General features: G+C 66.4%; 22 protein-coding genes and 1 pseudogene. 7 read left to right on the forward strand and 16 right to left on the reverse strand.

The window, feature by feature from the left end:
* Positions 1–7: 7 nt before the first annotated feature.
* The 8 genes from NLR35_RS17215 to tsaB form a co-directional block, all read right to left on the reverse strand.
* Positions 8–1,165, reverse strand: coding sequence for a hemolysin family protein (locus NLR35_RS17215; protein ID WP_257167711.1), 1,158 nt, complete (start codon positions 1,163–1,165; stop codon positions 8–10).
* Positions 1,166–1,167: 2 nt separating this feature from the next.
* On the reverse strand, positions 1,168–1,677 hold the full coding sequence (gene ybeY, locus NLR35_RS17220) for an rRNA maturation RNase YbeY (RefSeq protein WP_257167712.1): 510 nt from the start codon (positions 1,675–1,677) through the stop codon (positions 1,168–1,170).
* Positions 1,678–1,739: 62 nt separating this feature from the next.
* Positions 1,740–2,717: a PhoH family protein gene (locus tag NLR35_RS17225; RefSeq protein WP_257167713.1), complete on the reverse strand. Its 978-nt coding sequence runs from the start codon at positions 2,715–2,717 to the stop codon at positions 1,740–1,742.
* A 64-nt stretch (positions 2,718–2,781) separates the two neighbouring features.
* On the reverse strand, positions 2,782–4,182 hold the full coding sequence (miaB, locus tag NLR35_RS17230) for a tRNA (N6-isopentenyl adenosine(37)-C2)-methylthiotransferase MiaB (RefSeq protein ID WP_257167772.1): 1,401 nt from the start codon (positions 4,180–4,182) through the stop codon (positions 2,782–2,784).
* Positions 4,183–4,236: 54 nt separating this feature from the next.
* A complete protein-coding gene (locus tag NLR35_RS17235; RefSeq protein ID WP_257167714.1) occupies positions 4,237–4,956 on the reverse strand; it encodes an HAD family hydrolase in 720 nt (239 codons plus the stop codon).
* Entirely contained in the window at positions 4,949–5,401 is a 453-nt protein-coding gene (locus NLR35_RS17240) for a Fur family transcriptional regulator (RefSeq protein WP_006615442.1), read from the reverse strand. Before NLR35_RS17240 ends, NLR35_RS17235 begins: the two co-directional genes overlap by 8 nt.
* A gap of 43 nt (positions 5,402–5,444) precedes the next feature.
* The gene (gene rimI / locus NLR35_RS17245; RefSeq protein ID WP_257167715.1) at positions 5,445–5,927 is read right to left on the reverse strand and encodes a ribosomal protein S18-alanine N-acetyltransferase; all 483 of its coding nucleotides are present in this window, start codon (positions 5,925–5,927) and stop codon (positions 5,445–5,447) included.
* A complete protein-coding gene (tsaB, locus tag NLR35_RS17250) occupies positions 5,927–6,625 on the reverse strand; it encodes a tRNA (adenosine(37)-N6)-threonylcarbamoyltransferase complex dimerization subunit type 1 TsaB (RefSeq protein WP_257167716.1) in 699 nt (232 codons plus the stop codon). The genes rimI and tsaB overlap by 1 nt, the downstream gene beginning before the upstream one ends.
* A gap of 250 nt (positions 6,626–6,875) precedes the next feature.
* Here tsaB and NLR35_RS17255 point away from each other — a divergent pair, with 250 nt between their 5' ends.
* Complete coding sequence (locus tag NLR35_RS17255) at positions 6,876–8,558, forward strand: PAS domain-containing methyl-accepting chemotaxis protein (protein ID WP_257167717.1); 1,683 nt, start codon at positions 6,876–6,878, stop codon at positions 8,556–8,558.
* A gap of 82 nt (positions 8,559–8,640) precedes the next feature.
* On the opposite strand, the gene NLR35_RS17260 is transcribed toward NLR35_RS17255, so the two are convergent.
* From NLR35_RS17260 to murJ, 4 genes are all read right to left on the reverse strand, one after another.
* Entirely contained in the window at positions 8,641–9,210 is a 570-nt protein-coding gene (locus tag NLR35_RS17260; RefSeq protein WP_257167718.1) for a NifU family protein, read from the reverse strand.
* A gap of 108 nt (positions 9,211–9,318) precedes the next feature.
* Positions 9,319–9,813 carry a universal stress protein gene (locus NLR35_RS17265; protein ID WP_257167773.1) on the reverse strand — a complete coding sequence of 165 codons (495 nt, stop codon included), beginning with the start codon at positions 9,811–9,813 and terminating at the stop codon, positions 9,319–9,321.
* 140 nt (positions 9,814–9,953) lie between these two features.
* Positions 9,954–11,006 carry a tryptophan--tRNA ligase gene (trpS, locus tag NLR35_RS17270; RefSeq protein ID WP_035641537.1) on the reverse strand — a complete coding sequence of 351 codons (1,053 nt, stop codon included), beginning with the start codon at positions 11,004–11,006 and terminating at the stop codon, positions 9,954–9,956.
* A 49-nt stretch (positions 11,007–11,055) separates the two neighbouring features.
* A complete protein-coding gene (gene murJ, locus NLR35_RS17275) occupies positions 11,056–12,612 on the reverse strand; it encodes a murein biosynthesis integral membrane protein MurJ (protein ID WP_257167719.1) in 1,557 nt (518 codons plus the stop codon).
* 69 nt (positions 12,613–12,681) lie between these two features.
* On the opposite strand from murJ, the gene NLR35_RS17280 reads away from it, so the two are divergent.
* On the forward strand, positions 12,682–13,683 hold the full coding sequence (locus NLR35_RS17280; RefSeq protein ID WP_257167720.1) for an adenosine kinase: 1,002 nt from the start codon (positions 12,682–12,684) through the stop codon (positions 13,681–13,683).
* 300 nt (positions 13,684–13,983) lie between these two features.
* Here NLR35_RS17280 and NLR35_RS17285 read toward each other — a convergent pair whose 3' ends face one another.
* Entirely contained in the window at positions 13,984–15,174 is a 1,191-nt protein-coding gene (locus NLR35_RS17285; RefSeq protein ID WP_257167721.1) for a serine hydrolase, read from the reverse strand.
* Positions 15,175–15,516: 342 nt separating this feature from the next.
* On the opposite strand from NLR35_RS17285, the gene NLR35_RS17290 reads away from it, so the two are divergent.
* Positions 15,517–15,837: a hypothetical protein gene (locus NLR35_RS17290; RefSeq protein ID WP_006610916.1), complete on the forward strand. Its 321-nt coding sequence runs from the start codon at positions 15,517–15,519 to the stop codon at positions 15,835–15,837.
* Between the two features lie 164 nt (positions 15,838–16,001).
* Positions 16,002–17,498: an NAD-dependent succinate-semialdehyde dehydrogenase gene (locus NLR35_RS17295; RefSeq protein WP_257167722.1), complete on the forward strand. Its 1,497-nt coding sequence runs from the start codon at positions 16,002–16,004 to the stop codon at positions 17,496–17,498.
* Positions 17,499–17,521: 23 nt separating this feature from the next.
* Here the strand turns inward: NLR35_RS17295 and NLR35_RS17300 are convergent, their stop codons facing one another.
* Both NLR35_RS17300 and NLR35_RS17305 read right to left on the reverse strand, forming a co-directional pair.
* Positions 17,522–18,127: a hypothetical protein gene (locus NLR35_RS17300; protein WP_257167724.1), complete on the reverse strand. Its 606-nt coding sequence runs from the start codon at positions 18,125–18,127 to the stop codon at positions 17,522–17,524.
* A gap of 132 nt (positions 18,128–18,259) precedes the next feature.
* Entirely contained in the window at positions 18,260–20,425 is a 2,166-nt protein-coding gene (locus NLR35_RS17305; protein ID WP_257167774.1) for an SLC26A/SulP transporter family protein, read from the reverse strand.
* Between the two features lie 212 nt (positions 20,426–20,637).
* On the opposite strand from NLR35_RS17305, the gene NLR35_RS17310 reads away from it, so the two are divergent.
* Together NLR35_RS17310 and NLR35_RS17315 are read left to right on the forward strand one after the other, a co-directional pair.
* Complete coding sequence (locus NLR35_RS17310; protein WP_257167725.1) at positions 20,638–21,321, forward strand: phytanoyl-CoA dioxygenase family protein; 684 nt, start codon at positions 20,638–20,640, stop codon at positions 21,319–21,321.
* Positions 21,322–21,378: 57 nt separating this feature from the next.
* The gene (locus tag NLR35_RS17315; protein ID WP_257167726.1) at positions 21,379–22,008 is read left to right on the forward strand and encodes a glutathione S-transferase family protein; all 630 of its coding nucleotides are present in this window, start codon (positions 21,379–21,381) and stop codon (positions 22,006–22,008) included.
* Positions 22,009–22,035: 27 nt separating this feature from the next.
* Here NLR35_RS17315 and NLR35_RS17320 read toward each other — a convergent pair.
* A pseudogene (locus NLR35_RS17320) lies at positions 22,036–23,123 on the reverse strand (mandelate racemase/muconate lactonizing enzyme family protein).
* A gap of 178 nt (positions 23,124–23,301) precedes the next feature.
* Here NLR35_RS17320 and NLR35_RS17325 point away from each other — a divergent pair.
* Positions 23,302–24,165, forward strand: a complete 864-nt coding sequence (locus tag NLR35_RS17325; protein WP_257167727.1) for an ornithine carbamoyltransferase — start codon at positions 23,302–23,304, stop codon at positions 24,163–24,165.
* Positions 24,166–24,311: the final 146 nt, after the last annotated feature.

Below are 24,311 nucleotides of genomic sequence, written 5' to 3' on the forward strand. Positions count from 1 at the left end.
GTGCGGATCACTGTGAGCTTGCTCCGTCGCCTTGTGGCGGGCTGCTGTCGTCACTGCTGGGCGCCGGGCTGGCATCGGCCGGCCGCGGCGGCTCCGACGGCGCGCCCGCCTCGGGCAGCGCCTCGCGGCGCCGGCTCTCGCGCGGCGGCCGCGGCACGGGGCGCTCCTTGCGCGGCGCGATCCGCAGCCGCTTGACCCGGCGCGGATCGGCGTCGAGCACCTCGACCTCGAAATTGCCGGGCCCGGAAATCAGCTCGCCGCGCACCGGCAGCCGGCCGACATGGTTGACGAGATAGCCGCCGAGCGTCTCGACGCCCTCGCCGGCCTCGCCGGTCACGAACTCCTCGCCGATCACCCGGCGCACGTCATCGAGGCTGGCGCGGGCATCCGCAATGAAGGCGTTGTCGGCCTGGCGCATGATCGCCGGCGGCTCGTCGCTGTCATGCTCGTCGTCGATCTCGCCGACGATCTGCTCGACGATGTCTTCGATCGAGACCAACCCGTCGGTGCCGCCATATTCGTCGACCACCAGCGCGAGATGAATGCGCGACGCCTGCATCTGCGCCAGCAGGTCGATGGCCCGCATCGATGGCGGCACATAGAGCAGCTTGCGGATGATGTTGGCCTCGAACAGCGGCATCGACAGCTCGACGCTCTTCAGGTCGAGCCCGGCGGGCAGCGGCTTCTTGCGCCGGGCCTTTGCATCATCGGAGATGCGCGCCTGCGCCGTCATGTAAGCGAGCAGGTCGCGGATGTGCACCATGCCCTCGGGGTCGTCGAGCGTATCGTTGTAGACGACCAGCCGAGAATGCGACGCGCTCTCGAACAGGCTCATCAGCTCGCCGAGCGTGATGTCGCGCCTGACGGCGACGATGTCGGCGCGATGCACCATGACGTCGGCGATGCGGCGCTCATGCAGATCGAGGATGTTGCGCAGGAGCGTACGCTCGACAGCGGAGAAGCCGATGTCATCGGGCGTCGAGGCATCGAGCACGACCTGCAGGTCGTCGCGGACGGAGCCGCCGCCCTTCCAGCCGAACAGATTGCGCAACGCGCGCAGTAGCCAGCTCTCGCTCGGCGAGCGGCCGAGTTCGGAGGGCGGCACCACGGCGGGCAGGTTGCGCGTGTTGCGCGGATTGTCGTGGATGGGCTCGGAATCGGCCATGGTCAATTGATCCGTTCCCGGTCGGCATAGGGATCGGGGATGCCGAGATGGGCCAGGATCTCGGTCTCCAGCGCCTCCATCTCCTCGGCCTCGTCATCCGTTTCGTGATCGTAGCCGATCAGATGCAGGAAGCCGTGTACGGTGAGATGGCTGAGATGATGCTCGAACGGCTTCTGCTCGTCGTCGGCCTCGCGCCGCATCGTCTCATAGGCAATGGCGATGTCGCCGAGCATGCGCGGCGCGTCATCGTCGCCGCGCGGGCCGGTCGGCTGCAGCGCCGGAAACGACAGCACGTTGGTCGGCTTGTCGATGCCGCGCCAGTTGCTGTTCAGCGTGCGGATGCCTTGGTCATCGGTCAGCATGACCGCGATTTCGGCGTCGCCGACATCAGCCTCCACCATCTCGGCGGCGGCGAGGATGGCGCGTTGTATGACGTCTTCGGCGTCGGGCTGGTCCTGCCAGCAATCGGCGGCGACAATGACCTCGGTAATGGGAATGGGACTTTGTGGCATCCTAATCGATATCTGTGCGGATGGCGCTTCACGATGCGCGCATCGGCGTGCTTGCTCTCGCGTCAGCGGGCTTTCGGACCCTCATAGGCGGCAACGATGCGCGCCACCAATTCGTGGCGAATGACGTCGTCGCCGGTGAACCTGACCTGCGCAATCCCCTCGACTCCGTCGAGCAGGCGCGCGGCCTCGGCGAGGCCTGAGGTCTGGCCGTTCGGCAAGTCGACCTGCGAGGGATCGCCGGTGATGATCATGCGGCTGTTCTCGCCGAGACGCGTCAGGAACATCTTCATCTGCATCGATGTCGTGTTCTGCGCCTCGTCGAGGATGATCGCGGCATTGGTGAGCGTGCGCCCGCGCATGAAGGCGAGCGGAGCGATCTCGATCTCGTTGGCCTGCAGCGCGCGCTCGACGACGCGCGCATCCATCAGGTCGTAGAGCGCGTCGTAGATCGGGCGCAGATAGGGATCGACCTTCTCGCGGAGATCACCGGGCAGGAAGCCGAGCCGCTCGCCGGCCTCGACCGCGGGGCGCGACAGGATGATGCGATCGACTTCCTTGCGCTCGAACAGCTGCGCGGCATGCGCGACCGCGAGCCAGGTCTTGCCGGTGCCAGCCGGGCCGATGCCGAACACCAGCTCGTGGCGCTTCAAGGCGCGGATGTAGGAATCCTGGGCAGCGGTGCGCGCGCGCACCTGGCGCTTGCGCAGATTGATGCTGTCGAACGCGTTCTTGCCGTTCTTGGCGTCGAACTCGAACAGCGATCCCTGTGCCACCACGGCGCGGATCGCGCCTTCGACGTCGCCCTGCGACAGGTCCTGCCCCTTCACGGCCTGGGCATACAGCGATTCCAGCACGCGGCGCGCGGCGTCGCAGCCGTCGCGGCTGCCGCCGATGGTGATGTGGTTGCCGCGGGAATCGACCACGACGCCGAGCCGGCGCTCGACCAGCGCCAGATTCTGGCCGTAGGGACCGACCAGGGCGGATGCAGCACGGTTGTCGTCGAAGTCGATGACGACCTGGGTTTCAGGGGGCATGGACATGTCGCGGTCGAACTTGCGGCTGGGAGCGAGGGAAGATGAATCCGATGCGCTCTTGGGCAAGTGCTCAGCCTCCGATGGACATGAGGGATGCAGCGCCCGGGCGGGGCGCCGCGCCTGTCGTGACGAGTTCGCCAAGCAGGCTGTAACGTTCGAGGCTGTCGATCCTGACAGGCAGGACCTGACCGATGATGTCGTCGGATGCCATGACATGGGCCGGCTGCAGATAGGCGGTGCGTCCGACCAGCTGACCGGGCTTGCGCGCGGCGCGTTCGAACAACACGTCGACGACCGAGCCAATCGCGGCCTTGTTGAAGGCTGCCTGCTGGCTGTCGATCAAGCTCTGGAGTCGCTCCAATCGCTCGTCCATCTCGGTCGCTGACACCATCTCCTGCATGTCCGCTGCCGGAGTGCCCGGGCGCGACGAATATTTGAAAGAATAAGCTGCAGCGTAGCCGATTTGGTCGATCAGCGCGAGGGTGGCGCGAAAATCTTCCTCGGTCTCGCCGGGGAACCCGACGATGAAGTCCGAAGAGAATGCAATATCCGGCCGCACCGCGCGAAAACGGTCGACGACTTTCCTGTAATCGGCCGCGCTGTGTTTGCGGTTCATAGCGCCGAGGATGCGGTCGCATCCGGACTGCACGGGAAGATGCACGAACGGCATCACCGCCTGGAGATCGCGATGCGCCGCGATCAGGCTGTCATCGACATCGTTGGGATGGCTGGTGGAGTAGCGGATGCGCGCCACGCCCGGAATCTCGGCGATCCTGTACAGCAGCCGGCCGAGGGTCCAGGTACGGCCGTCGGGGCCTTCGCCGTGATAGGCGTTGACGTTCTGGCCGATCAGCGTGATCTCGCGGACGCCGCTGTCGGTCAGCTGCATGACATCGTCGACGATGCGCGCCACCGGCCGCGACATCTCGCTGCCGCGCGTATACGGCACCACGCAGAAGGTGCAGAACTTGTCGCAACCTTCCTGCACCGTCACGAAGGCCGAGACGCCGCGGGCGCGAATGGCCTCGCGGCTGGGCCTGGCGAGGTAGCCGAACTTGTCCTCGGCCGGGAATTCGGTCTCGATCGCGCGCTCGCCGCGGCCGGCCTGGGCCAGCAGCTGCGGCAGATGATGATAGCTCTGAGGCCCGACCACGACGTCGACGGTGGGCGCGCGGGCGATGATCTCTTCGCCTTCCGCCTGCGCCACGCAGCCCGCCACCGCGATCTGCATCGCACGGCCGCCCTTCGCCGCCTCCTCCTTCGCCACCCTGAGGCGTCCAAGCTCCGAATAGACCTTCTCGGACGCCTTTTCGCGGATGTGGCAGGTGTTCAGGATCACGAGGTCGGCGTCGCCGGCATCGGCGGTCTCGACGAAGCCCTCAGGCGCGAGCGTGTCCACCATGCGCTGGGCATCGTAGACGTTCATCTGGCAGCCATAGGACTTGATGTGCAGCTTGCGCGGCGGCGTCATGAAACCTTGCATGCGGTCGGGAGCGCCAATCTCGGCGCCGCGCTCAGATATAGGCTAGACCGCCGAAAATCCAGCGAGCCGGGCGGTTTTCTCGCCAAGCTGGCTCAGAATCGCCGGCAATTGCCGCATGTCGTCGAAAACCAACGTGGCGCCGGCCTGGCGCAGGCTGTCGGCATGACCAGGGCGGCAATGGCTGCCGCCGTGGAACCCGAGCACCCTCATACCGGCGGCGAGGCCGCCCCGGATCCCGGCGATGCTGTCCTCGACGACGACGCAGGCCGCCGGACGCGCGTTCATCTGGGCGGCCGCGAACAGAAACAGGTCAGGCGCCGGCTTGCCGTTCTCGACCTGCGAGGAGGAGAAGATGTGCGGTGCCAGCCGGTCATACAGCCGGGTGGTGCCGAGGCTCACGCGCATGCGCTGATGCGAGCCGGAGGAGGCGACGCAGACCGGCACGTCGAGCGCGTCGAGCGCGTCGGTAATGCCTGTGACCGGGTGCAGCTCCTGCTCGAACGTCCGGAACAGGCGCTCCTGCAACCTCGCATTGAAATCGTCGGGCAGGCTGCGGCCGAGCTCGGCCTCGACCTCCATGGTCGCCTGTTTCGAGGAGCGGCCGAGAAACCGGTCGAACACCTCGGCGGCCGTAATCGGATAGCCGCACAGGCTGAGCACGTCGGCGTGCGCCTGACAGGAGATCACCTCGCTGTCGACCAGCACGCCGTCGCAATCGAAAATGACGAGATCGAGCGGGGAGGCCTGCGCTGCGTCAGCCATTCGTCTCTTCGTCGAGCGGCACGCAATACAGCTCCAGGCGATGGTCGACGAGCTTGTAGCCGAGCTTGCGGGCGATCTCCGCCTGCAGCTTCTCGATTTCCTCGGAGGTGAATTCGATCACCTTGCCGTCGCGCAGATTGATCAGGTGATCGTGATGGCTGTCGCGCATCTGCTCGTAGCGGGCGCGGCCTTCGCGAAAATCGTGGCGCTCGATGATGCCGGCGTCCTCGAACAGCTTCACGGTGCGGTACACCGTGGAGATCGAGATCTTGTCGTCGACAGCGACGCAGCGCCGATACAACTCTTCGACGTCCGGATGATCGGAAGCTTCCGCGAGCACGCGGGCGATCACCCGGCGCTGCTCGGTCATCCGCATGCCGGTGGCGGCGCAGCGGGCCTCGATGCCGGTGGAACTGAGCGCTGGCGTTGTTTTCAAGGAGGTCATCGTCTCTCGCCTCAAGGATGCGCTTTCTGCCACCAAGCGCAGGTTACGACAAGTCCCGGCGCATCAGAAGCGCGTTCAACTGTTCTCCGCCGGGCTGAAGGTAATAGCGTTCCCGCCGGCCGACGGTCGCAAATCCGGCACGTTCATAGAGTCGCCGGGCCGGCTGGTTGTTTTCCTCGACCTCGAGAAAAACCGTCCGGACTCCGCGACCTGCAAGATGCCCCAGATGCGTCAGCAACAAATCACGAGAGAGGCCGCGACCGCGCTGATTTGGGTCAAGTGCGACCGTTAAAATCTCCGCCTCGTCGGCGCCGATGCGTGAGACGATGAAGCCGATGAGTTTGCGACCGAGTTGCAAGCGATGGATGAGCGTGTTGCGCTCGACAAGCATCGTCTCGAACTCGCCCTCGCCCCAGCCGCGATGAAACGAGGCGGCGTGGATCTGCGCCAGACGGGCGGCGTCGCGCGGCGTGGCAGCCTCGATCGAGGGTTTGGGGCGGCTGAGCCACCGGAAGAACATGTTCATCAGGAGACGGCCGTCTGCACCGGATCGAGCATTGCGCCCGCGGGCGGTTTGACGTCGGGCGCGCGCAGATAGAACGGCCGCGCCGGCGCGTGCGCAGGATCTGCCGCCGCGCCCAGCCAGGCGACCCACGCGATATCCGGGCCGGGCTGAGTATCAACCGCGACGGGCGCTGCGTCCCCGTGCGGCCAGCGCTCCGCGAGGATCGCCGCGGCATTGCCGACCAGATGCGGCGCGCCGAATCGTGCGGCGGCGAGCACGTCGTCGATCGACGCCACCTGGGGCGCGACCAGCTCCTCGCCGCTGCCGCTCACGACCTGATAGTAGAGATGATCGTGCCGGGCATCGATCGCCGAGATCACCGGATGATTGCGGTCCTCGCTGACGACCGGTGCGGCATAGGCTGACAATGTGGTGACGCCGACCACCGGCTTGTGAGCGGCCAGGCCAATGCCGCGTGCGGCGGAGAGCCCGACCCGCAGCCCCGTGAAACTACCTGGGCCGGTCGTGACCGCGACTCGGTCGAGATCGGCGAAGCCGATGCCGGATTGCTGCATCACGCGTGCGAGCAGCGGCATCAAGGCCTCGGCATGTCCGCGCTTCATGGGCAGCACGTCCTGGGCGATCATCTCGGCCGAATCAGTATTGAGAACGCCGGCGGCGCAATGGTCGAGGGCAGTATCGATGGCGAGGATCAACATCCGTTGGGTTCGCAGTGAGGGAGCGCGGAATACCTTTTTGGGTACTTTGATGAAGTCGGTTGCCGTCTTCTTACATCCTGATCAGGAAAAACGCATCAAGCCGCAACCACCGAGCAGGTAAACTACTGAATTTCCGATCATTTAAGCAAATCTTTCCGACCCGGTGGGAGTTGTCCCCCGCAAACATCGCGACGGCTGGCGCTCCCTCCACGAGAACGGCGCCGCCCCACATCCGAAAAGAGGATCTTCCATGTCATTCTGGTCAGCCGGAGCGGCGTCGCGTGATGCGATGGCCCAGGTCGAGGCGATCAATCGCTCGCAGGCCGTGATCGAATTCGGCACCGACGGCACGATCATCACCGCCAACAAGAATTTTCTCGACGCGATGGGCTACTCGCTGGCCGAAATCCAGGGGCGGCATCATCAGATGTTCGTGGCGCCCGAGATGCGCGACAGCGCCGATTATCGCGCCTTCTGGAGCGATCTCAGAGCCGGCAAGTTCCGCTCGGGCGAGTACAAGCGTTTTGGCAAGGGCAACCGCCCGGTCTGGATCCAGGCCAGCTACAATCCCGTGCTCGACGGCGGCAAGGCGGTGAAGATCATCAAATTCGCCTCCGACATCACGGCGCAGAAGATGCGCAGCATCGAGGATGCCGGCAAGATCGCTGCCATCGGACGGGCCCAGGCGGTGATCGAGTTCGATCTCGACGGCACCATCATCGACGCCAACGACCAGTTCCTCAATGCGATGGGCTACTCGCTGACCGAGATCAAGGGACGGCATCACAGCATGTTCGTGCTGCCGGGCGAGCGTGACAGCGCCACCTACAAGGAGTTCTGGGCGAGCCTCAATCGCGGCGAGTTCCGCTCGGGCGAGTTCAAGCGCTGCGGCAAGGACAACAAGGAGGTCTGGATCCTCGCCTCCTACAACCCGATCCTCGACGACACCGGACGGCCGTTCAAGGTCGTGAAATACGCCTCTGATGTCACGCAGCAGAAGCTGAACGCTGCCGATTTCGCCGGCCAGATCGCGGCGATCCGCAAGTCCCAGGCGGTGATCGAGTTCGATCTGAGCGGCCGTGTGCTCGACGCCAACGATAATTTCCTCGAGACGCTCGGCTACACGCTCGCCGAGATCAAGGGCCAGCACCACCGCATGTTCATGCCGCAGGGCGCGAGCGACAACGCTGATTATCGCGAGTTCTGGGCCGCGCTGGCGCGCGGCGAGTTTCAGAGCGGCGAGTACGAGCGTGCCGGCAAAGGCGGCCGGCAGGTCTGGATCCAGGCGACCTACAACCCGATCAAGGATCTCACCGGCAAGCCGTTCAAGATCGTGAAGTTCGCGACCGACGTCACCTCGCAGGTGATCACCCGCATGAAGGGCGACAAGGTCCGCGGCATGATGGAGCACGTTGCCGCCGGTGCCGAGCAGCTCAATTCATCGGTGCAGCAGATCGCCGACGCCATGGCCAGGTCGAAGGAGACCGCCACCGCGGCGGTGACGCGCGTCGAGGACGCCGACCAGCAGGCCAAGCGGCTGTCCTCGGCGGCCGGCGCGATGAGCAGCATCGTCGAACTGATCGGCAGCATCACCGGCCAGATCAACCTGCTCGCGCTCAACGCGACGATCGAATCCGCGCGTGCCGGTGAAGCCGGGCGCGGCTTTGCGGTGGTCGCCGGCGAGGTGAAGAACCTGGCCAATCAGGCCAAGCAGGCGACCGATCGCATCGGCAGCGAAATCGAACATCTCAACGGCATCTCATCCGACGTCGTCGGTGCGCTCGACGCCATCAAGGCCGCGATCCAGAACGTCAGCGAGTACGTGTCATCGACGGCGCAGGCGGTCGGCGAGCAGAGCACCGTGACCAGCGAAATGTCGTCGAACATGCGCCAGGCGGCGGCCGAGGCCGCCAGCATCGGCAAGGCGGCGTGAGAAGGGAAGTGGCGAATAGCGAATGGGCGATGCCGCCTCGCTATTCCCCACTCGCTACTCCCTATTCGCTACGCGCCTCCCGTCACATCGGCCGGACTTCGACCACTTCCGGCACGAAGTGCTTCAGCAGGTTCTGGATGCCGTGCTGCAGGGTGGCCGTCGATGACGGGCAGCCGGAGCAGGCGCCCTTCATGTTGAGATAGACGATGCCGTCCTTGAAGCCGCGGAAGGTGATGTCGCCGCCGTCATTGGCGACCGCGGGGCGGACGCGGCTCTCGATGAGGTCCTTGATCATGCCGACCGTCTCGGTGTCCGCCTCGTCGTAGAACTCATCGTCCTCGTCGGCGGATTCGTCGTTGGCGGCACTGCCATCGGCGAGCAGCGGCGCGCCCGACATGTAGTGCTCCATGATCGCGCCGAGGATGGCCGGCTTGAGGTGCTGCCACTCGCCGTCGGTCTTGGTCACGGTGATGAAGTCGGCGCCGTAGAACACGCCGGTGACGCCGTCGACGGCGAACAGCCGCTCGGCGAGGGGCGAACGGGCCGCGGCGTCGCGGCTCGCAAACTCCATCGTTCCGCTCGACAGCACGACGCGGCCCGGGATGAACTTCAAGGTGGCGGGATTGGGGGTGGCTTCAGTCTGGATGAACATGGTTTTCTCCGGCAGCGCCGGTTCAAGGCCGGCCTGTGGTGTCGTCATAGCAGATGGCGCGGGGGCGCGCACGATCAAGAGGGCGCTCCCCGCGCTGCCTCGCCAACCCTATGAAAGTGCGTCGATATCGGCGTCGTCGAGGTCGCCGGGGACGATCACCAGCGGAATCGGGAAGGCCCCGATCGTCTTGGTGACGTGGGTCACCAGCGGGCCCGGGCCTTCGGGGCCGGAATGGGCCGCGAGCACCAGCAGAGCGATGTCGCTGTCCTGCTCGATGCTGGCCAGGATCTGCGCGGTCGGCTCGCCCTCGCGAATGAGCCGGTCGGGCGCGGGCGCGCCGATGGCGGACAGCAATGCGGCCGCCTGATCGAGCGCGGCATTGGCTTCGTCCTGGGCCTCGGCGCGCATGAGATCGGCAACCCCCAGCCATTGCTGGTTCTGATCCTCGGTCTCGATGACGTGCAGCAACACGATACGGCCGCCGGCCCGCACGGCCCAGCGGCCGGCATAGCGGATCGCGCGGTCCCATTCCTCGCTGTCGTCGACCACGACCAGGCATTTCGGCGCATGGCCGGTCTGGTAGCTCTGCCGCTGCGCCGCCATCCTCGTTCCCGCCTGCTGCTGCAAGTCGATCCGCCGTGATGCTGCCACAGCCCGTCTCCGTTGGGGAGAGGGGCCGCGGGTTCCACGCGGGATCGGCGGGCAGCGCAGATCGATGCGCTGCTGCGGTCAGCCGCTATGCATCACGCCTTGCGGATGAAGCCGACGATATCCTTGGCGGTCTTCATCGTCTCCGCGGCGATCGCCTGGGCGCGCTCGCCGCCGTCGACCAGCACGGAGTCGACATAGCCCGGGTCGGCCGTCAGGCGCTTCATCTCGGCGGCGATGGGGCCGAGCTTGGTGACGCACAGCTCGACCAGCGCGTTCTTGAAGCTGGAGAACTGGCCACCGCCGAAGTCCCTGAGCACGTCCGCCTTGCTGCGATCCGACAGCGCCGCATAGATGCCGACGAGGTTGTCGGCCTCGGGACGCGTATCCAGCCCCTTCTCCTCGCTCGGCAGCGGCTCCGGATCGGTCTTCGCCTTGCGGACCTTCTGCGCGATGGTGTCGGCATCGTCGGTCAGGTTGATGCGCGAATAGTCCGACGCATCCGACTTCGACATCTTCTTGGTGCCGTCGCGCAGCGACATCACGCGCGTCGCGGGGCCGGTGATGAACGGTTCGGGCAACGGAAAGAACAGGCCGTCGCCGAAACCCTGGGCCCGGATCGAGTCGCCGAAATCATTGTTGAACTTCTGCGCGATGTCGCGCGAGAGCTCGAGATGCTGCTTCTGGTCCTCGCCGACCGGAACATGGGTGGCGCGGTACAGCAGGATGTCCGCCGCCATCAGCACCGGATAATCGTACAGACCGACCGACGCATTCTCGCGGTCCTTGCCGGCCTTCTCCTTGAACTGCGTCATGCGGTTCAGCCAGCCGATGCGCGCCACGCAGTTGAAGATCCAGGCGAGCTCGGCATGGCCGGAGACCTGGCTCTGATTGAACACGATGTGCTTCTTCGGGTCGATGCCGGCGGCGATGAAGGCCGCGGTCACCTCGCGCGTGTTGCGCGCGAGCTCGGCCGGGCCGCCCCAGACGTCGATCGGCATCGTGATCGCGTGCATGTCGACGACGCAATAGATGCAGTTGTGCGTCTCCTGCATCTTCACGAAGTTGACGATCGCGCCGAGATAGTTGCCGAGATGCAGGTTGCCGGTCGGCTGGACGCCCGAGAAAACCCGTTCCACGAAGGCCATGGTCACTGTTCCGGATGGTGGATTTGGAGCGTCGTTTGGCACGAGCGCCTTAAAGGTGCAAGTCGCGGGCTGGCTTTTGCCGGAAGGCCCGGGCGGCTTCCTTCCAATCGACGACGCCGAGAGCCAGCAGAAGCGCGGCGTAAAAGAGGATGGCGCCGCCGATCAGGGCCGCGAGAACGAGCGCGGCGCCGAGATGGCCGCCTGATGGCTCGCTGACACGCGCTGCGACCATCCAGAGAACCCCGCCCATCGCCGCGGCTGCCAGCGCGATGCGCGGCAGCCGGCGCCGCGCATCGGGCGAGATGGCGAATCCGAAGCTCGCGGTGCCGCGACGGATCAGCACCGCCGCATTGGCCCAGGCGCCGAGCGCCAGACCCGCAGCGATGCCGGCGGCGCCGAACGGTTGCGCGAGCAGGAACGCCAGCGCGATCGCCGCACCGCATCCGATCAGCGTCGCGCGCAGCGGCGTCTGCGTATCCTCGCGCGCGAAGAAGGCAGGCTGCAGCGCCTTGGTCAGCACCTGAGCCGGCAATGCGGCCGCGAGCCAGGTCAGCACCCGCGCCGTCGCCGCGGCATCGCCGGGGGTGAAGGCGCCGTGTTCGAACAGCAAACGAACGACCGGCTCGTTCAGGATGATCAGGCCGAGCGTCGCGGGCAGCGCCAGCCCGATCGTCAGCTCGAGACCACGCGACTGCACCTCGGACAGCGCCTCCTGATCACCTGACTGCAATGCGCGGCTCAGCTCGGGCACGAGCACGGTGCCCATCGCGACGCCGACGAGGCCGAGCGGCAGCTCGATCAGCCGGTTGGCGAAATACAGCCATGACACGGCTGACGGCGTGGTGGACGCGACGATCGCTCCGCCGACCGCGAGCAATTGCGGACCAGCGCTGGCGACCATGCCGGGCAGCGCCTTGGTGAAGAAGCGGCGCATCTCGGCGTCGGTCGAGACACGGATCGGCCAGGCGATGCGAAGGTGCTTTCCACCTTGCGCCAGCATGGCGAGCTGCAGCAGTCCGGCGATGCCGATCGTGGCGGCGAGCAGCAGTGCGGCGGACGACGGATCCGGATGTTGCATCAGCAGCACGATCGTGGTTGCGATCAGCGCGACGTTGAACAGCAGCGGTGCGAAAGCCGCGAGCGCGAAGCGTCCCTGCGCCGTCGACAGCGCGAGCAGCACGGTCGAGGGCCCGGCAAAGGCGAGATAAGGCAGCATCAGCCGGGCATCATTGACGGCGAGGGTGAGCGTCTCTTCACCGGCGAAGCCGGGCGCAAGCACGGTGATGATCCATGGCATCAGCAGCGCCAGCACGATCGTTGCCACGAACAGCCCGGCGCTGACGGTGCCGAGCACGCGGCCGGCAAAAGCTGCAGCACGCGTGCTGCCCGCCTGCCGGGATATCCGCAGCCAGGCCGGCACGAGCGCCGCGTTGAGCGCGCCTTCCGTCAGCAGCCGCCTGATGACGTTGACGAGCTGGAATGCCGCGAGGAATGCATCCGCGACCGGCCCCGCGCCGAGCAGCGCGGCGATCAGCGCGTCCCTGCCGAAGCCGAGCAGGCGCGAGCTGAGTGTTCCTGACAACACGGTCACGAATGATCGGATCATGAGGCTTCTATAGCAGCGCCGCTTGTGATAGGCCGCAGCGTTTGCAAACGCCGTAAACGGGGCCAGTGGATGACTGACGCGAAATACGATGTTCTCGGGATCGGCAACGCGATTTTCGACGTGCTGGTGCAGGCCGATGAGGCTTTCCTCACCAAGCACGGCATGACCAAGGGCGGCATGGCGCTGATCGACGAGGCGCGTGCGGCGGCCATCTATGCGGATATGGGTCCGGCGACGGAAATGTCGGGTGGCTCGGGCGCCAATACCATCGTCGGTCTCGCCAGCCTCGGCGCGCGTGCTGCTTATGTGGGCAAGGTCAAGGGCGACCAGATCGGCAAGATGTACACGCACGACATCCGCGCCGCCGGCGTCGCGTTCGACACGGCGCCCGCCGCCGACGGTCCGGCCACCGGCTGCTCCTACATCATCGTCACGCCGGACGGCGAGCGCACCATGAATACCTATCTCGGTGCCGCGCAAAACCTGACCACGGCCGACATCGATCCCGCGCAGATTGCGGCCGCGCGGATCGTCTATCTTGAGGGCTATTTGTGGGATCCCAAGGACGCCAAGGACGCGTTCGTCAAGGCCGCGACGATCGCCCATGATGCGGGACGCGAGGTCGCACTGACCTTGTCGGATGCGTTCTGCGTCGATCGCTATCGCGAGGAGTTCCTCGACCTGATGCGCGGCGGCACCGTCGATCTCGTCTTCGCCAACGAGGCTGAGCTGCATTCATTGTACCAGACCTCAGACTTCGACGGCGCGCTCAAGCAGCTGCGCGAGGACGCCACGCTGGGGATCGTCACCCGCAGCGACAAGGGCTGCGTCGTGGTGTCGAATGACGGCGTCATCGCGGTGCCGGCGCATCCGATCGAGACGCTGGTGGACACGACCGGCGCCGGCGACCTGTTCGCCGCGGGCTTCCTGTTCGGCCTCGTGCGCAAGACCGGCTACGAGATCGCCGGCAAGCTCGGCGGCCTGGCTGCGGCCGAGGTGATCCAGCACATCGGCGCGAGGCCGCAGGTGTCGCTGAAGGAGCTGGCCGCGCAGACCGGGTTGAAGGTTTAACTGATAGAAGGGGCACTGAGGCGGCTAGCTCGGTGCCTCTTAACCTCGCCCCGCTTGCGGGGAGAGGTCGGATCGCATCGCCAGATGCGATCCGGGTGAGGGGGTACAGGTCTTACCACGAATACCACTCGTGCGTCTGCCCCTCACCCCAACCCTCTCCCCGTGAAGGACGGGGAGAGGGAGCGCACCTGTCGTGCTGCGGGGTCTGTCGTACGCCAACCAAGAAGCTGATTAGTTTGGTCGACGAGCGCACGAAGGCGCGTGACCGTCTCGGTCGCCCGCCCCCGCGCGCTCAGCGGATCACGCCGCCTTCTTGCCCGCCGCATCCAGCCCGGCATAGACCCCGCGCTCGAAGCCCGCGAACGTCTCCAGGCACAGCCGGTCGGCGAACGGCAGGAGCTGCATCAGGATCACTCCGGTGACGTCGCGTGCCGGATCGATCCAGTAGTAGGTGTTGGCGAGGCCGGCCCAGGCGAGGCTGCCGGCGCTGCGGCCTTCCGGAGTCTGCGCCGTCGTGATCATGAAGCTGAGGCCCCATTTCTTCACGATGTCCGGATAAAGGTCGACGTCGTTGGTCACGCCGGGGACGGCCGCGGCCATCTTCGTCATCTCGAGCTCGCCGATGTGGTTGTCGCGCATCGCCGCGACCGTTTCGGGCTTCAGCACCTGGTTGCCATTGCCGCGGCCGTTGTTGAGGATCATCCGGGTGAAGCGGATGTAGTCGCCGGCCGTGCCGTACAGGCCGCCGCCGCCCATGTGGAATTCCGGCTCCTGCTCGATCTCGAACGGGATCGGCGCGAGGCTGCCGTCCTCGCCGCGCGCATGCATGCCGACCAGGCGGGCGCGCTGCGAGGCGCCGAGCTTGAAGCCGGTGTCGTCCATGCCGAGCGGCGCGAACAGATTGTCGCGCAAGTAAGTGTCGAGCTTCTGGCCGCTCGCGGCTTCCACCGCCTTGCCGACGAAGTCGATGTTGATGCCGTATTCCCAGCGCGTGCCGGGATCGGAGGCCAGCGGCATCTTCAGCGCGTCGTTCTTGCAGGTGATGATCCCGGGCGTGCCGGCCTTCTGCACATAGGCCGCCATGTCGCCGTTCCACATGTCGTAGCAGAAGCCGGCAGTGTGGGTCATCAGGTGCCGCAAGGTGATCGCGGTCTTGGCGGGGCGCAGGATCGGTTCGCCCTGGCCGTCGAAGCCGTCGAGCACCCGGGGGGCGGCGAGATCCGGCAGCAATGTGCCGATCGGCGCATCCAGCGACAGCATGCCCTGCTCGACCAGTTGCATGCCGGCGGCGCAGGTGATCGCCTTGGTCATCGAGGCGATCCAGAACACGCTGTCGGCGGTCATCGGATCGTCGCGGCCGAGGTCGCGCTTCCCGAAGGCGCCCTCATAGATCACCCCGTTGCCATCAGCTGCGACCGCGACGACGCCAGGGATGTCCCGCGCTTCCGCCTTCTGCCGCAGCACGCTATCGATGTCGGTCTTGTTCTGCATGGTCTCCTCCGTCCCGCTCTTGTTCGGCGGTACGGGATTGTTCCCCGCCGCGATCCGGGCGGCAAGAACCCCTGCCGACGCAGCCGGTCGCGATCTCGTGATGATGCGGCGCGAACGAAGATGAGGCGGGAGAGCCGGGGCGAGAACGCCACAGCGCTTCAAATTCCTCAGAGAATCATGATTAGTTCCATCGAGCCGCGAGCCCGTCACATGGGCGCCATGTTCCCACCACGGGCCTCGGACTGTTGTGAGTTGCAACCATTTTTGCATTAAAGGGTTCAACAACCGGCTTTTTCTGGCCGGCGAGATGGCTTTGGCGGCAACGTCCGCCTTGGGGGCGATATGATTTCGAAATGGAGCGAGTGGAAGCGGTATCCCCGCCCGGGTCGCGGTGACAATATCGAGGCACCGATCACGCCGGGGATCTACGAAGTGCGCGTGGCCGCGACCGGGGCGCTGTATTCGTTCGGCGCGGTCGACAATGTGGCGCAGGCGCTGGCGCTGCTGCCCGTGGGGCAGAAGTCATGGTTCGGGCGCCGCGATCCGGCCGCGTTGCCGGACCTCGAATACCGGACCTGCGCGACCTCGACCAAGGCCGACGCCAAGGCTGCCGCCGAACGGATGATCGGCCGTCGCGAGACCTATATGAGCGGCGCGGCCTGAGGCCGCACCGATCGGGTCCGGACCGCGGGCGCCGCATTTGGTGCCGTCAAGGCACGAATGGATTGGTCGAATGTACCGTTCGGGAGGCGCACACGCGGTGCGCCCGTGACGGGCCGCGGCTATAGTCGCGCGCGACAGATCGACCGTTTCGAGGAGACGCCCCGATGACACCGACCGCCGCCGCCCGCTCCACTGCGCCTGCCACCGCGACTTTGCGCGAGCGCCTGAAGGACGCCTCGCTGCTGCGCGAACAGTGCTACATCGACGGCGCCTGGATCGGCACGCCGGAGTTTCCGGTCAACAATCCCGCGACAGGCGCGGAGCTCGCCAAGATCGCGCAGCTCGGCGCCGCCGAGACGACGCAGGCCGTCGAGGCCGCGTCGCGTGCCTTTCCGCTGTGGGCCAAGCAGACCGCCAAGCAGCGCTCCAACATCCTGCGCAAATGGTTCGAGCTGATCATTGCAAACCGCGAGGACCTGGCGCTGATCCTGACCTCCGAGCAGGGCAAGCCGCTGGCCGAGGCGCTCGGCGAGGTCGATATCGGCGCCGCCTATATCGAATTCTTCGCCGAGGAGGCCCGCCGCGTCTACGGCGAGACCATCCCGACGCAGAAGCCCGATGCGCGCCTCCTCGCGCTGAAGCAGCCGATCGGCGTCTGCGGCGCGATCACGCCGTGGAATTTTCCGAACTCGATGATCACCCGCAAGGTCTCGCCGGCGCTGGCGGCCGGCTGCACCGTGGTGCTGAAGCCGGCCAACGAGACCCCCCTGTCGGCGCTGGCGCTTGCCGTGCTGGCCGAGCGCGCCGGCATCCCGAAGGGTGCACTCAACATCATCACCGGCGATGCGCCGCCCATCGGCAAGGTATTGTGCGAACACCCGGCTGTCCGCTTCGTCGGCTTCACCGGCTCGACCGAGGTCGGCAAGATCCTGTACCGCCAGTCGGCCGGCACGGTGAAGAAGCTCGGCCTCGAGCTCGGCGGCAACGCGCCGTTCGTGGTGTTCGACGACGCCGACGTCGATGCCGCGGTCGAGGGCGCGATCGTCTCGAAATACCGCAACATGGGCCAGACCTGCGTCTGCGCCAACCGCCTCTACGCGCAGGACGGGATCTACGACGCCTTCGTCGAGAAGCTCGCCGCCAAGGTCGCAGCGATGAAGATCGGCGACGGCACCGAGGCCGGCGTGACCCAGGGGCCGCTGATCAACGCCGAGGCGGTCGAGAAGGTCGAGCGCCACATCGCGGACGCGGTCAAGGGCGGCGCCAAGGTCGTCACCGGCGGCAAGCGTCATGCGCTGGGCCGCACCTTCTTCGAGCCAACCGTGCTGCGCGACGTCAAGGCGGATGCGCTGGTCGCGCATGAGGAGACCTTCGGTCCGCTTGCTCCGGTGATCAGGTTCAAGGACGAGGACGACGTCATCGCGATGTGCAACGCCTCGCCGTTCGGCCTGGCGTCCTACTTCTACGCCCGCGATCTCGGCCGCGTCTGGCGCGTCGCGGAAGCGCTGGAGGCCGGCATGGTCGGCGTCAACACCGGCCTGATCACGACCGAGGTGGCGCCGTTCGGCGGCGTCAAGGAGAGCGGCCTCGGGCGCGAGGGCTCGCATCACGGCATCGAGGAATATCTCGAGATCAAATACGTGATGATGGCCGGGGTATAAGCCCCGGCCCGCCAGCCGACGACTTAAACGGCCGCGGGCAGCTTGTTGACCGGGACGGAGTAGGACTTGTTGTTGATCTGGTAGATCACCGTCCCGCTCTTGCCGTCCTTGGTCGAGAGTTGCGTCTGCTCGAACATGATGACGTTGTCGTAGACGAGGCCGGTGCCCGTGCGCGTGATGCCGTTGTTGGTCACGCTGACCTGCGCCTGCTTGCCGTTGACCGAGAGCACACGGAAGCTCGCGCTCATGTCGTTCTCGCCGGAATAGCCGGCCCAGCTGCCGGCGAGGTTGCTCTCGCTGGCGGGCGGCGCCTGCTTCTCGAGCACCGCGCTGGCCTTGCCGCCGCCGGCCGAGAACAGCAGAACCGCGTTCTTTCCGTTCTTGGTGCCGAGCGTGACCGCGCCGAAATCGATCGTCGAGCCGTTGACCTGGCCGATGCCGCGCTCGGTGCGGCCGTTGTGGGTGTACTCCACCGTCGCGGCCGCGCCGCGGATGTTGACGACCTTGAAGCTCACCGCCTGGCCGTTGGCCGTCCACGAGCCCTTCCACTCGCCGAGCAGGTTGCTCTGGCGGTACATCCGCTCCGCAGCGGGGGCGATGTAGCTCGTGCTGGAGGAGACGACGGCCATGGGCTCTTCCGGAGCGCGAGCGCTCCCTTTCCTGATGTTTCCTATCGTGACAAACGATGTCATTCGAGGGGTACGCCGACCCGGTTACCAAGGCGTTAATCGTCGAAGGGCCGAGGGGCGGGGCGCGGTGACCTATCGTCGCAGCACGGCGATGGTGCGGCTGGCGAAGCTCAGCCGCTCGGCCATGATCGTCACGAAATAGGTGAGCAGCTTCTGCGCCAGCGCCGGATGCTCGCGGGTGATCACCTGGAACTGCGGCATGGTGAGCTCGTAGAGCACGCTGTCGGTCTCGGCCTGGATCGTGGCGCTGCGCGGCGTCTGTGCCACCAGGCCCATCTCGCCGATCGTCGTGTAGCGGCCGAGACTGCGCACACGCGTGCTGCCGCCGTGCTCGGACGGCACCATGATCCCGACGCGGCCGTCGAGGATGAAATGCATCGAGGCGGCGGGTTCGCCGGCGCGCACCACCGTGGTGCCGGCGCCGACGTCGAGCCTGATGCAGCGCGCCATCAGCTCGCCAGCCTCGACCTCGCTGCCGAGGATGCGGGTGAGCCAGTCGCGCAGCGACGCCTCGTCCTCCGCATGCGCGTGGTGACGCGCGATGATCGCGTTCTCGCACCATTCCAGAGCATGGTCGAGCTCGGGCGCGATCAGCACATCCTTGTTGATGAACTCGCTGGCGCGCAGCGTGCGCTCGACGGAGCGCGGCAGGTGCACCAGCACCAGCTTGATGTCGCGCTCGACCGCGAGCCGCTTGATCTGCGCGAAGCTGTAGGCGGCCGACGAATCGATGCCGGTCACGAGCTTGAAGTCGAACACCAGGAAGCGGCATTCCGCGCGGCGCGCCAGCAGCAGCTTGACCTGCTGATACAGCCGGTTCGCCGAACCGAAGAACAGATAGCTCTGCAGGCTCAGTCCCTGCACCTCGCGCCCCTGCGCGGACAGCACCGCCTGATGATCGCGCGAGCGATCGAGCGAGGAGCGATATTCGGTGCCGTCGAAGCCGTATTTGACCGCGCTGACGCGAGACGCGCTCAATGCGAAGGCGGCGCAGCCGATGACGATGCCGATCAGGATTCCCGCGATGAAGCCCCATTGCAGGATGATCGCGATGATCAGCAGCAGCGAGGCGTAGTCGGTCTTCGACAGACGCCGTCGCGACTGCACGGCCCATTTGTGCAGCGTGTCGGCGCCGAGATAGAGCAGGAGGCCGCCGAGCACGAATTTCGGCATGTAGCCGAGCAGCGGCTGCGACAGCGCCAGCATCAGCACCGAGACGGCGGCCACGGTGAGGCCGGAGAGTCGCCCGGTGCCGCCGGCCTTGACGTTGAGCGCGGTGCGGCTGATGGAAATGCAGCCGGTGTAGCCGCCGAGCACGGCGGCGAGCGCATTGGCGACGCCGGTGACCGCGAGCTCACGCTCGACATCGGCCTCGCGATGGGTGGCGACCTCGATCCCCGCCGTGTTGAACAGTGTGCTGGCGGCGGTGACGAAGATCACCGCGACGATGTTGCCGGACAGGTCTGATAACGCCGCCCACGGATAGCTGCCGAGCGCATCGGCCGTCCAGGGCCACACCAGCGCGACCTGCGGCGGCGGCTGGAAGGTCCAGCCCATCGCCTGCGCCTCGACCGGCGTGATGCCGCACAGCCAGAAGCCGAGATGGGCCGCGATCGTGCCGCTGACCAGCACCACGGGCAGGCCGAACGGATTCCGTGAGCGGTGCCAGGTCAGATACAGCAGGACCGCCATCGCCGCTGCGGCGGCGAACTCATAACCGGTCTGCGCGTTGGCGAAGCCGGGCAAGGTCGAGAGCTGCAGCCGATGCCCGGTGATCACGCCGATCGCGCCGATCACGATCAGCGCGCCGGTGGCCCCGAGGAAGCCGCCGACCACGGGATAAGGCACATAGCGGATCATGCGCCCGACCCGGCTGATGCCGCAAACCCACAGCACGGCGCCGGTGACGAGACTGGTCAGACCGAGGGTGATCACGACCGGCATGAACGGCGACGCGCCGGGGTCGGCGGCGATGATGCGCTCGGCGAGCGATGCCGCCAGGATCGCCGTGACGGCGGCGGTCGAGCTGTCGGGCGCGCCGATCGCAAACGGCAGCGAGCTGCCGAGCCCGAGCACCAGCGCCATCACGGCTGATACCATGAAGGTGATGCCGATGCCCCGGCCGAGATCAAGCGCGAGCGGCCCGGCGAAGATCAGCAGCGAATAGGACAGGCCGTAGGTGATGGTCAGCACGCTGGCGGCCACGCCGCCGAGAATATCGTCGAGCCCGCGCCGCATGATGGGATCGGTGCGGCCGGCAGTCAGGGTTCTGCTCACGTCAATATGCCTCTAATCAATGGCTCACTCGTAGGCGGGCCCGCGCGTCGCGCAAGCGGAAATTTGTGACAGGCCCGTCGTTCTCGAGGGGGCGCGATGCCGCTTGCGGCGAGGCGATCCTTCGTTGAAGATGCGTCGACCTAACAACGACACCTGAGAGTGTGGATGCGGCCATGATTTCGGCATCGACGAGCACACGCGCCGGCCAACTCGCCGAAGCCGAGGCGCGCCGGCTCGATGCCGACGGCTATCTGCTGCTGCGTGGCGCGATCCCCGCGGACTGGCTGCCACCGCTGCGCGACGCGTTCGAGGCAGGGACGGTTCCTTCAGAGCAATGGCCGGTGCCGCGCGGCCGCGACTGGCGCCACGCAATGGTCGATCTCGACCCGACCGTGCAGCGCGTCTGCCGGCTGCCTGTGATGCTCGCCGCCGTGCATCATATCCTGAAGGCGCCGTTCTTCCTCGGCCAGGTCGAGGGCCGCGAGCCGCTCGCCGATGGCGGGCAGCAGCCGCTGCATCGCGACGGCGTCGACCGGCTCTGCACCGACGCGGTCTCGGCGCTCGCCTTTCTCGATGGCTTCGGCCCGGACAATGGCGCGACGCAGATCGCGCCGGGGACGCATCACCGCGACGCGGATGATGCGCAGGCGGCGCCCTTCGTGACGGCGGGCGACGCCGGCGACATCCTGCTGTTCGACGTCAACCTGCTGCACGGCGCGACGCGCAACCGCAGCGGCGCGCGCCGCCGCTCGCTGCTGATCACCTATGCCGTGTCGGCGCAGCAGGAGGAATGGCGCCGGACCCGCGCCTTGCGCGCGGTGCGGATGGGCCAGGACGACATCTTCGGCATGGCGTAGCCGCGCCGTCCCGCGGCTTTCGCGCACCGATCCGAGACAGCATGCAGAGAGAACGCGATGAAGCTTTACGATTCGCCGACTGCGCCAAGCCCGCGCCGGGTGCGCATCTTCCTCAGCGAGAAGGGCGTCACGATTCCCACCGTTCAGCTCGACCTGCGCGCAGGCGAGCAGTTTCGGCCGGAATTTCGCGCGCTGAATCCGCAATGCACCGTTCCCGTGCTGCAGCTCGACAGCGGTGCCGCCATCACCGACATCATCGCGATCTGCCGCTACATCGAGGAGCTGCATCCCGAGCCCGCCCTGATGGGACGCAGCGCGGAGGAGCGGGCCGTCATCGAATGCTGGGTGCGGCGGATCGAATGGGACGGCATCTGCGCCATTCAGGAAGCGTTCCGAAACAGCATGCCGGGGCTCGAGCACCGCGCACTGCCGGGCCCGTTGCCGCTCGACCAGATCCCGGCGCTTGCCGAGCGCGGCCGCCTGCGCACGGCGCACTACTTCGCGGGGCTCGACGCGCGGCTGGCGGACCACCCGTTCGTCTGCGGCAAGGCTTTCACGATCGCCGATATCAGCGCCATGGTGACGGTGGATTTCGCCGTCCGCGCCAAGCTCGATCCGCCGGATCATCTCCGCCATCTCGGGCGATGGTACGAGGAAGTGTCGAGCCGTCCGAGTGCGAAGGCCTGATCAGTTCAGCGAATGCTCGGCGTCGCCTCACGGCACCAGCGCCGCCAAGCCCATCCAGTCGAACGTGATGCCGTGCCCCGGCCGGGTCGGCGCCACGGCCATGCCGTTCTCCAGCACCAGCGGATGTTCGATGTAGCGGTCGAGGCCGAAGCCGTGGGCTTCGAGAAACGAACGGTTCGGGCAGGCGGCGAGCAGGTGCACGGTGATGTCGTGCGCGCCATGGCTGGTGACCGGCAGGTTGAACGCCTCCGCCAACCGCGCGATCTTCATGAAGGCGCTGACGCCGCCGCAATTGGTGACGTCGGGCTCGGGATAGGACACGGCACCGGCACTGATGTAGTTCTTGAAGTCCCACAGCGAGCGCAGGTTCTCGCCGGCCGCGATCGGCACGCCACCCGCGGAGAGAATCCGCTGATGACCGGCGATGTCGTCGGGAATGGTCGGCTCCTCCAGCCAGGTCAGATCAAACGGCTGCAACGCGCGGGCTGCGCGGATCGCTTCCTCCACGGTCCATTTCATGTTGGCGTCGGCCATCAGCGGAAAGCCGTCGCCGAGATGGCCGCGCATCGCCTTGACGCGCCCGATGTCGGCGCCGAGATCGGGCCGGCCGACCTTCATCTTGAGGGCGCGAAAGCCGCGGGCAAGGTTGTCGTCGGTCTGCTTCAACAGCGCATCGATTGAGAGGTCGAGATCGATGCCGCCGGCATAGCAGGGCACGCGCGCATCGAAGCCACCGAGCAGCCTGAACAGCGGCAAGCCGGCGCGCCGGGCCTTCAGATCCCACAGCGCGATGTCGAGCGCCGACAGCGCCAGCACGACGGGTCCGCCGCGCCCGCCATAATGCAGGCCCACCACACCCGGTGCCAAATCGCCTCGGTGTCGTCAGCCTCCTGGCCCACGACGAGATCGGGGATCTCGCGCCGGGCGATGTCGGCCACGGCAGTGCCATTGCGCCCCACGGTGTAGGAGTAGCCCGTGCCCTCGGCGCCGTCGGCATCGCGCACCCGGCAGGTGATCAGCTCGAACGCCGTCATCTCGCCATGCGTGCTGTCGGTCAGCGTGACGCTGAGCGGAATGCGATAGAGGCCGGTATCGATCGTGGTGATCTGTGCCATCGCGCGGTTCCTTCCCTGGATTTTTGGCGAAGGTTATGCTGGTGCTGTAACCACGGCAATTGCGAACGGCGCATGCCGGATACGAACCGGACTTCGAGATCGATCGGCGTGATCCTGAGATGATCCTTGGATGATCCTTTCATGATTCTTGGATGTTCCCCGGATGTGGTGAGAGTGCATGACGGGAGATCGTGACATCCTGGCCCTGAGCGACCTCGATGCCTCTGACATCCTGGGCATGCTGATGCGCGCGCAGGAGCTTGGCTCCTGCTGGCAGGCGCGTGCGATGCCGCAAGTGCTGGCGGGCCGGCGCATCGCGCTCGTGGTCGACGATGGCGGCTGGCGCAACACCACCGCCTTCGATCTCGGTGTTCAAGCCATGGGCGGCGTCTGCGTGCACGCGCCGATCCGTCTCAACGCCACGGAGGCGGTCGAGGATCTCGCCGCCTATCTCGACAACTGGTTCGATGCGGTGGTCTGCCGGACGCCCGAGCTCGAGATGCTCTATGCCTTGTCCCACTGGGCGCAGGCGCCGGTCGTCAACGCGCGCACGCGGCAGAATCATCCCTGCGAGACGCTTGGCGACCTCGCCTTCCTGTGGCATCGCCGCGGCGCGATCGAGGGATTGAAGATCGCCGTGGTGGCGCCGGCCGCGAACATCCTGGGCTCCTGGATCGAGGCCGCGCAGGTGCTCCCGATCGACGTCGTCCAGGTCTATCCGGCGCGGTGGCATGCGCCGGGAGAGTCACCGCGCTTTCACGTCACGACCGATCTCAACGCCTTGCAGGATGCCGACGTGATCATCACGGATTGCTGGCCGAGAGACGAAGAAGCCGGCGTCTTGCAGGACTATCAGATCACGGCCGCGCTCCTGGACGGCCTCCGGCCGGATCTGGAGTTCCTCCCATGTCCGCCGGTGACGCGGGGGCAGGAGGTCTCTGAGGACGCCATGCGGCATCGCGCCTGTCGCGTGGCGCAGGCCAAGGCGTTTCTGCTGCATGCGCAGAACGCCGCGCTCGAATGGGTGTTCGGCAGCACCTGAGACAGAATCGCCTTGCATGCTCTAGATCATGATGCGTTTCGGCGGAAACGCATCATGATCTTATCTCTTTGTTTGAGCATGATCTTTTCGGAAAACCGGTTTCCACTTTTCCGGATCATGCGCGAGCAGCGTTTACGTCGCAAGCG

The organism is Bradyrhizobium sp. SRS-191, from assembly GCF_024586915.1.
GTDB lineage: Bacteria > Pseudomonadota > Alphaproteobacteria > Rhizobiales > Xanthobacteraceae > Bradyrhizobium.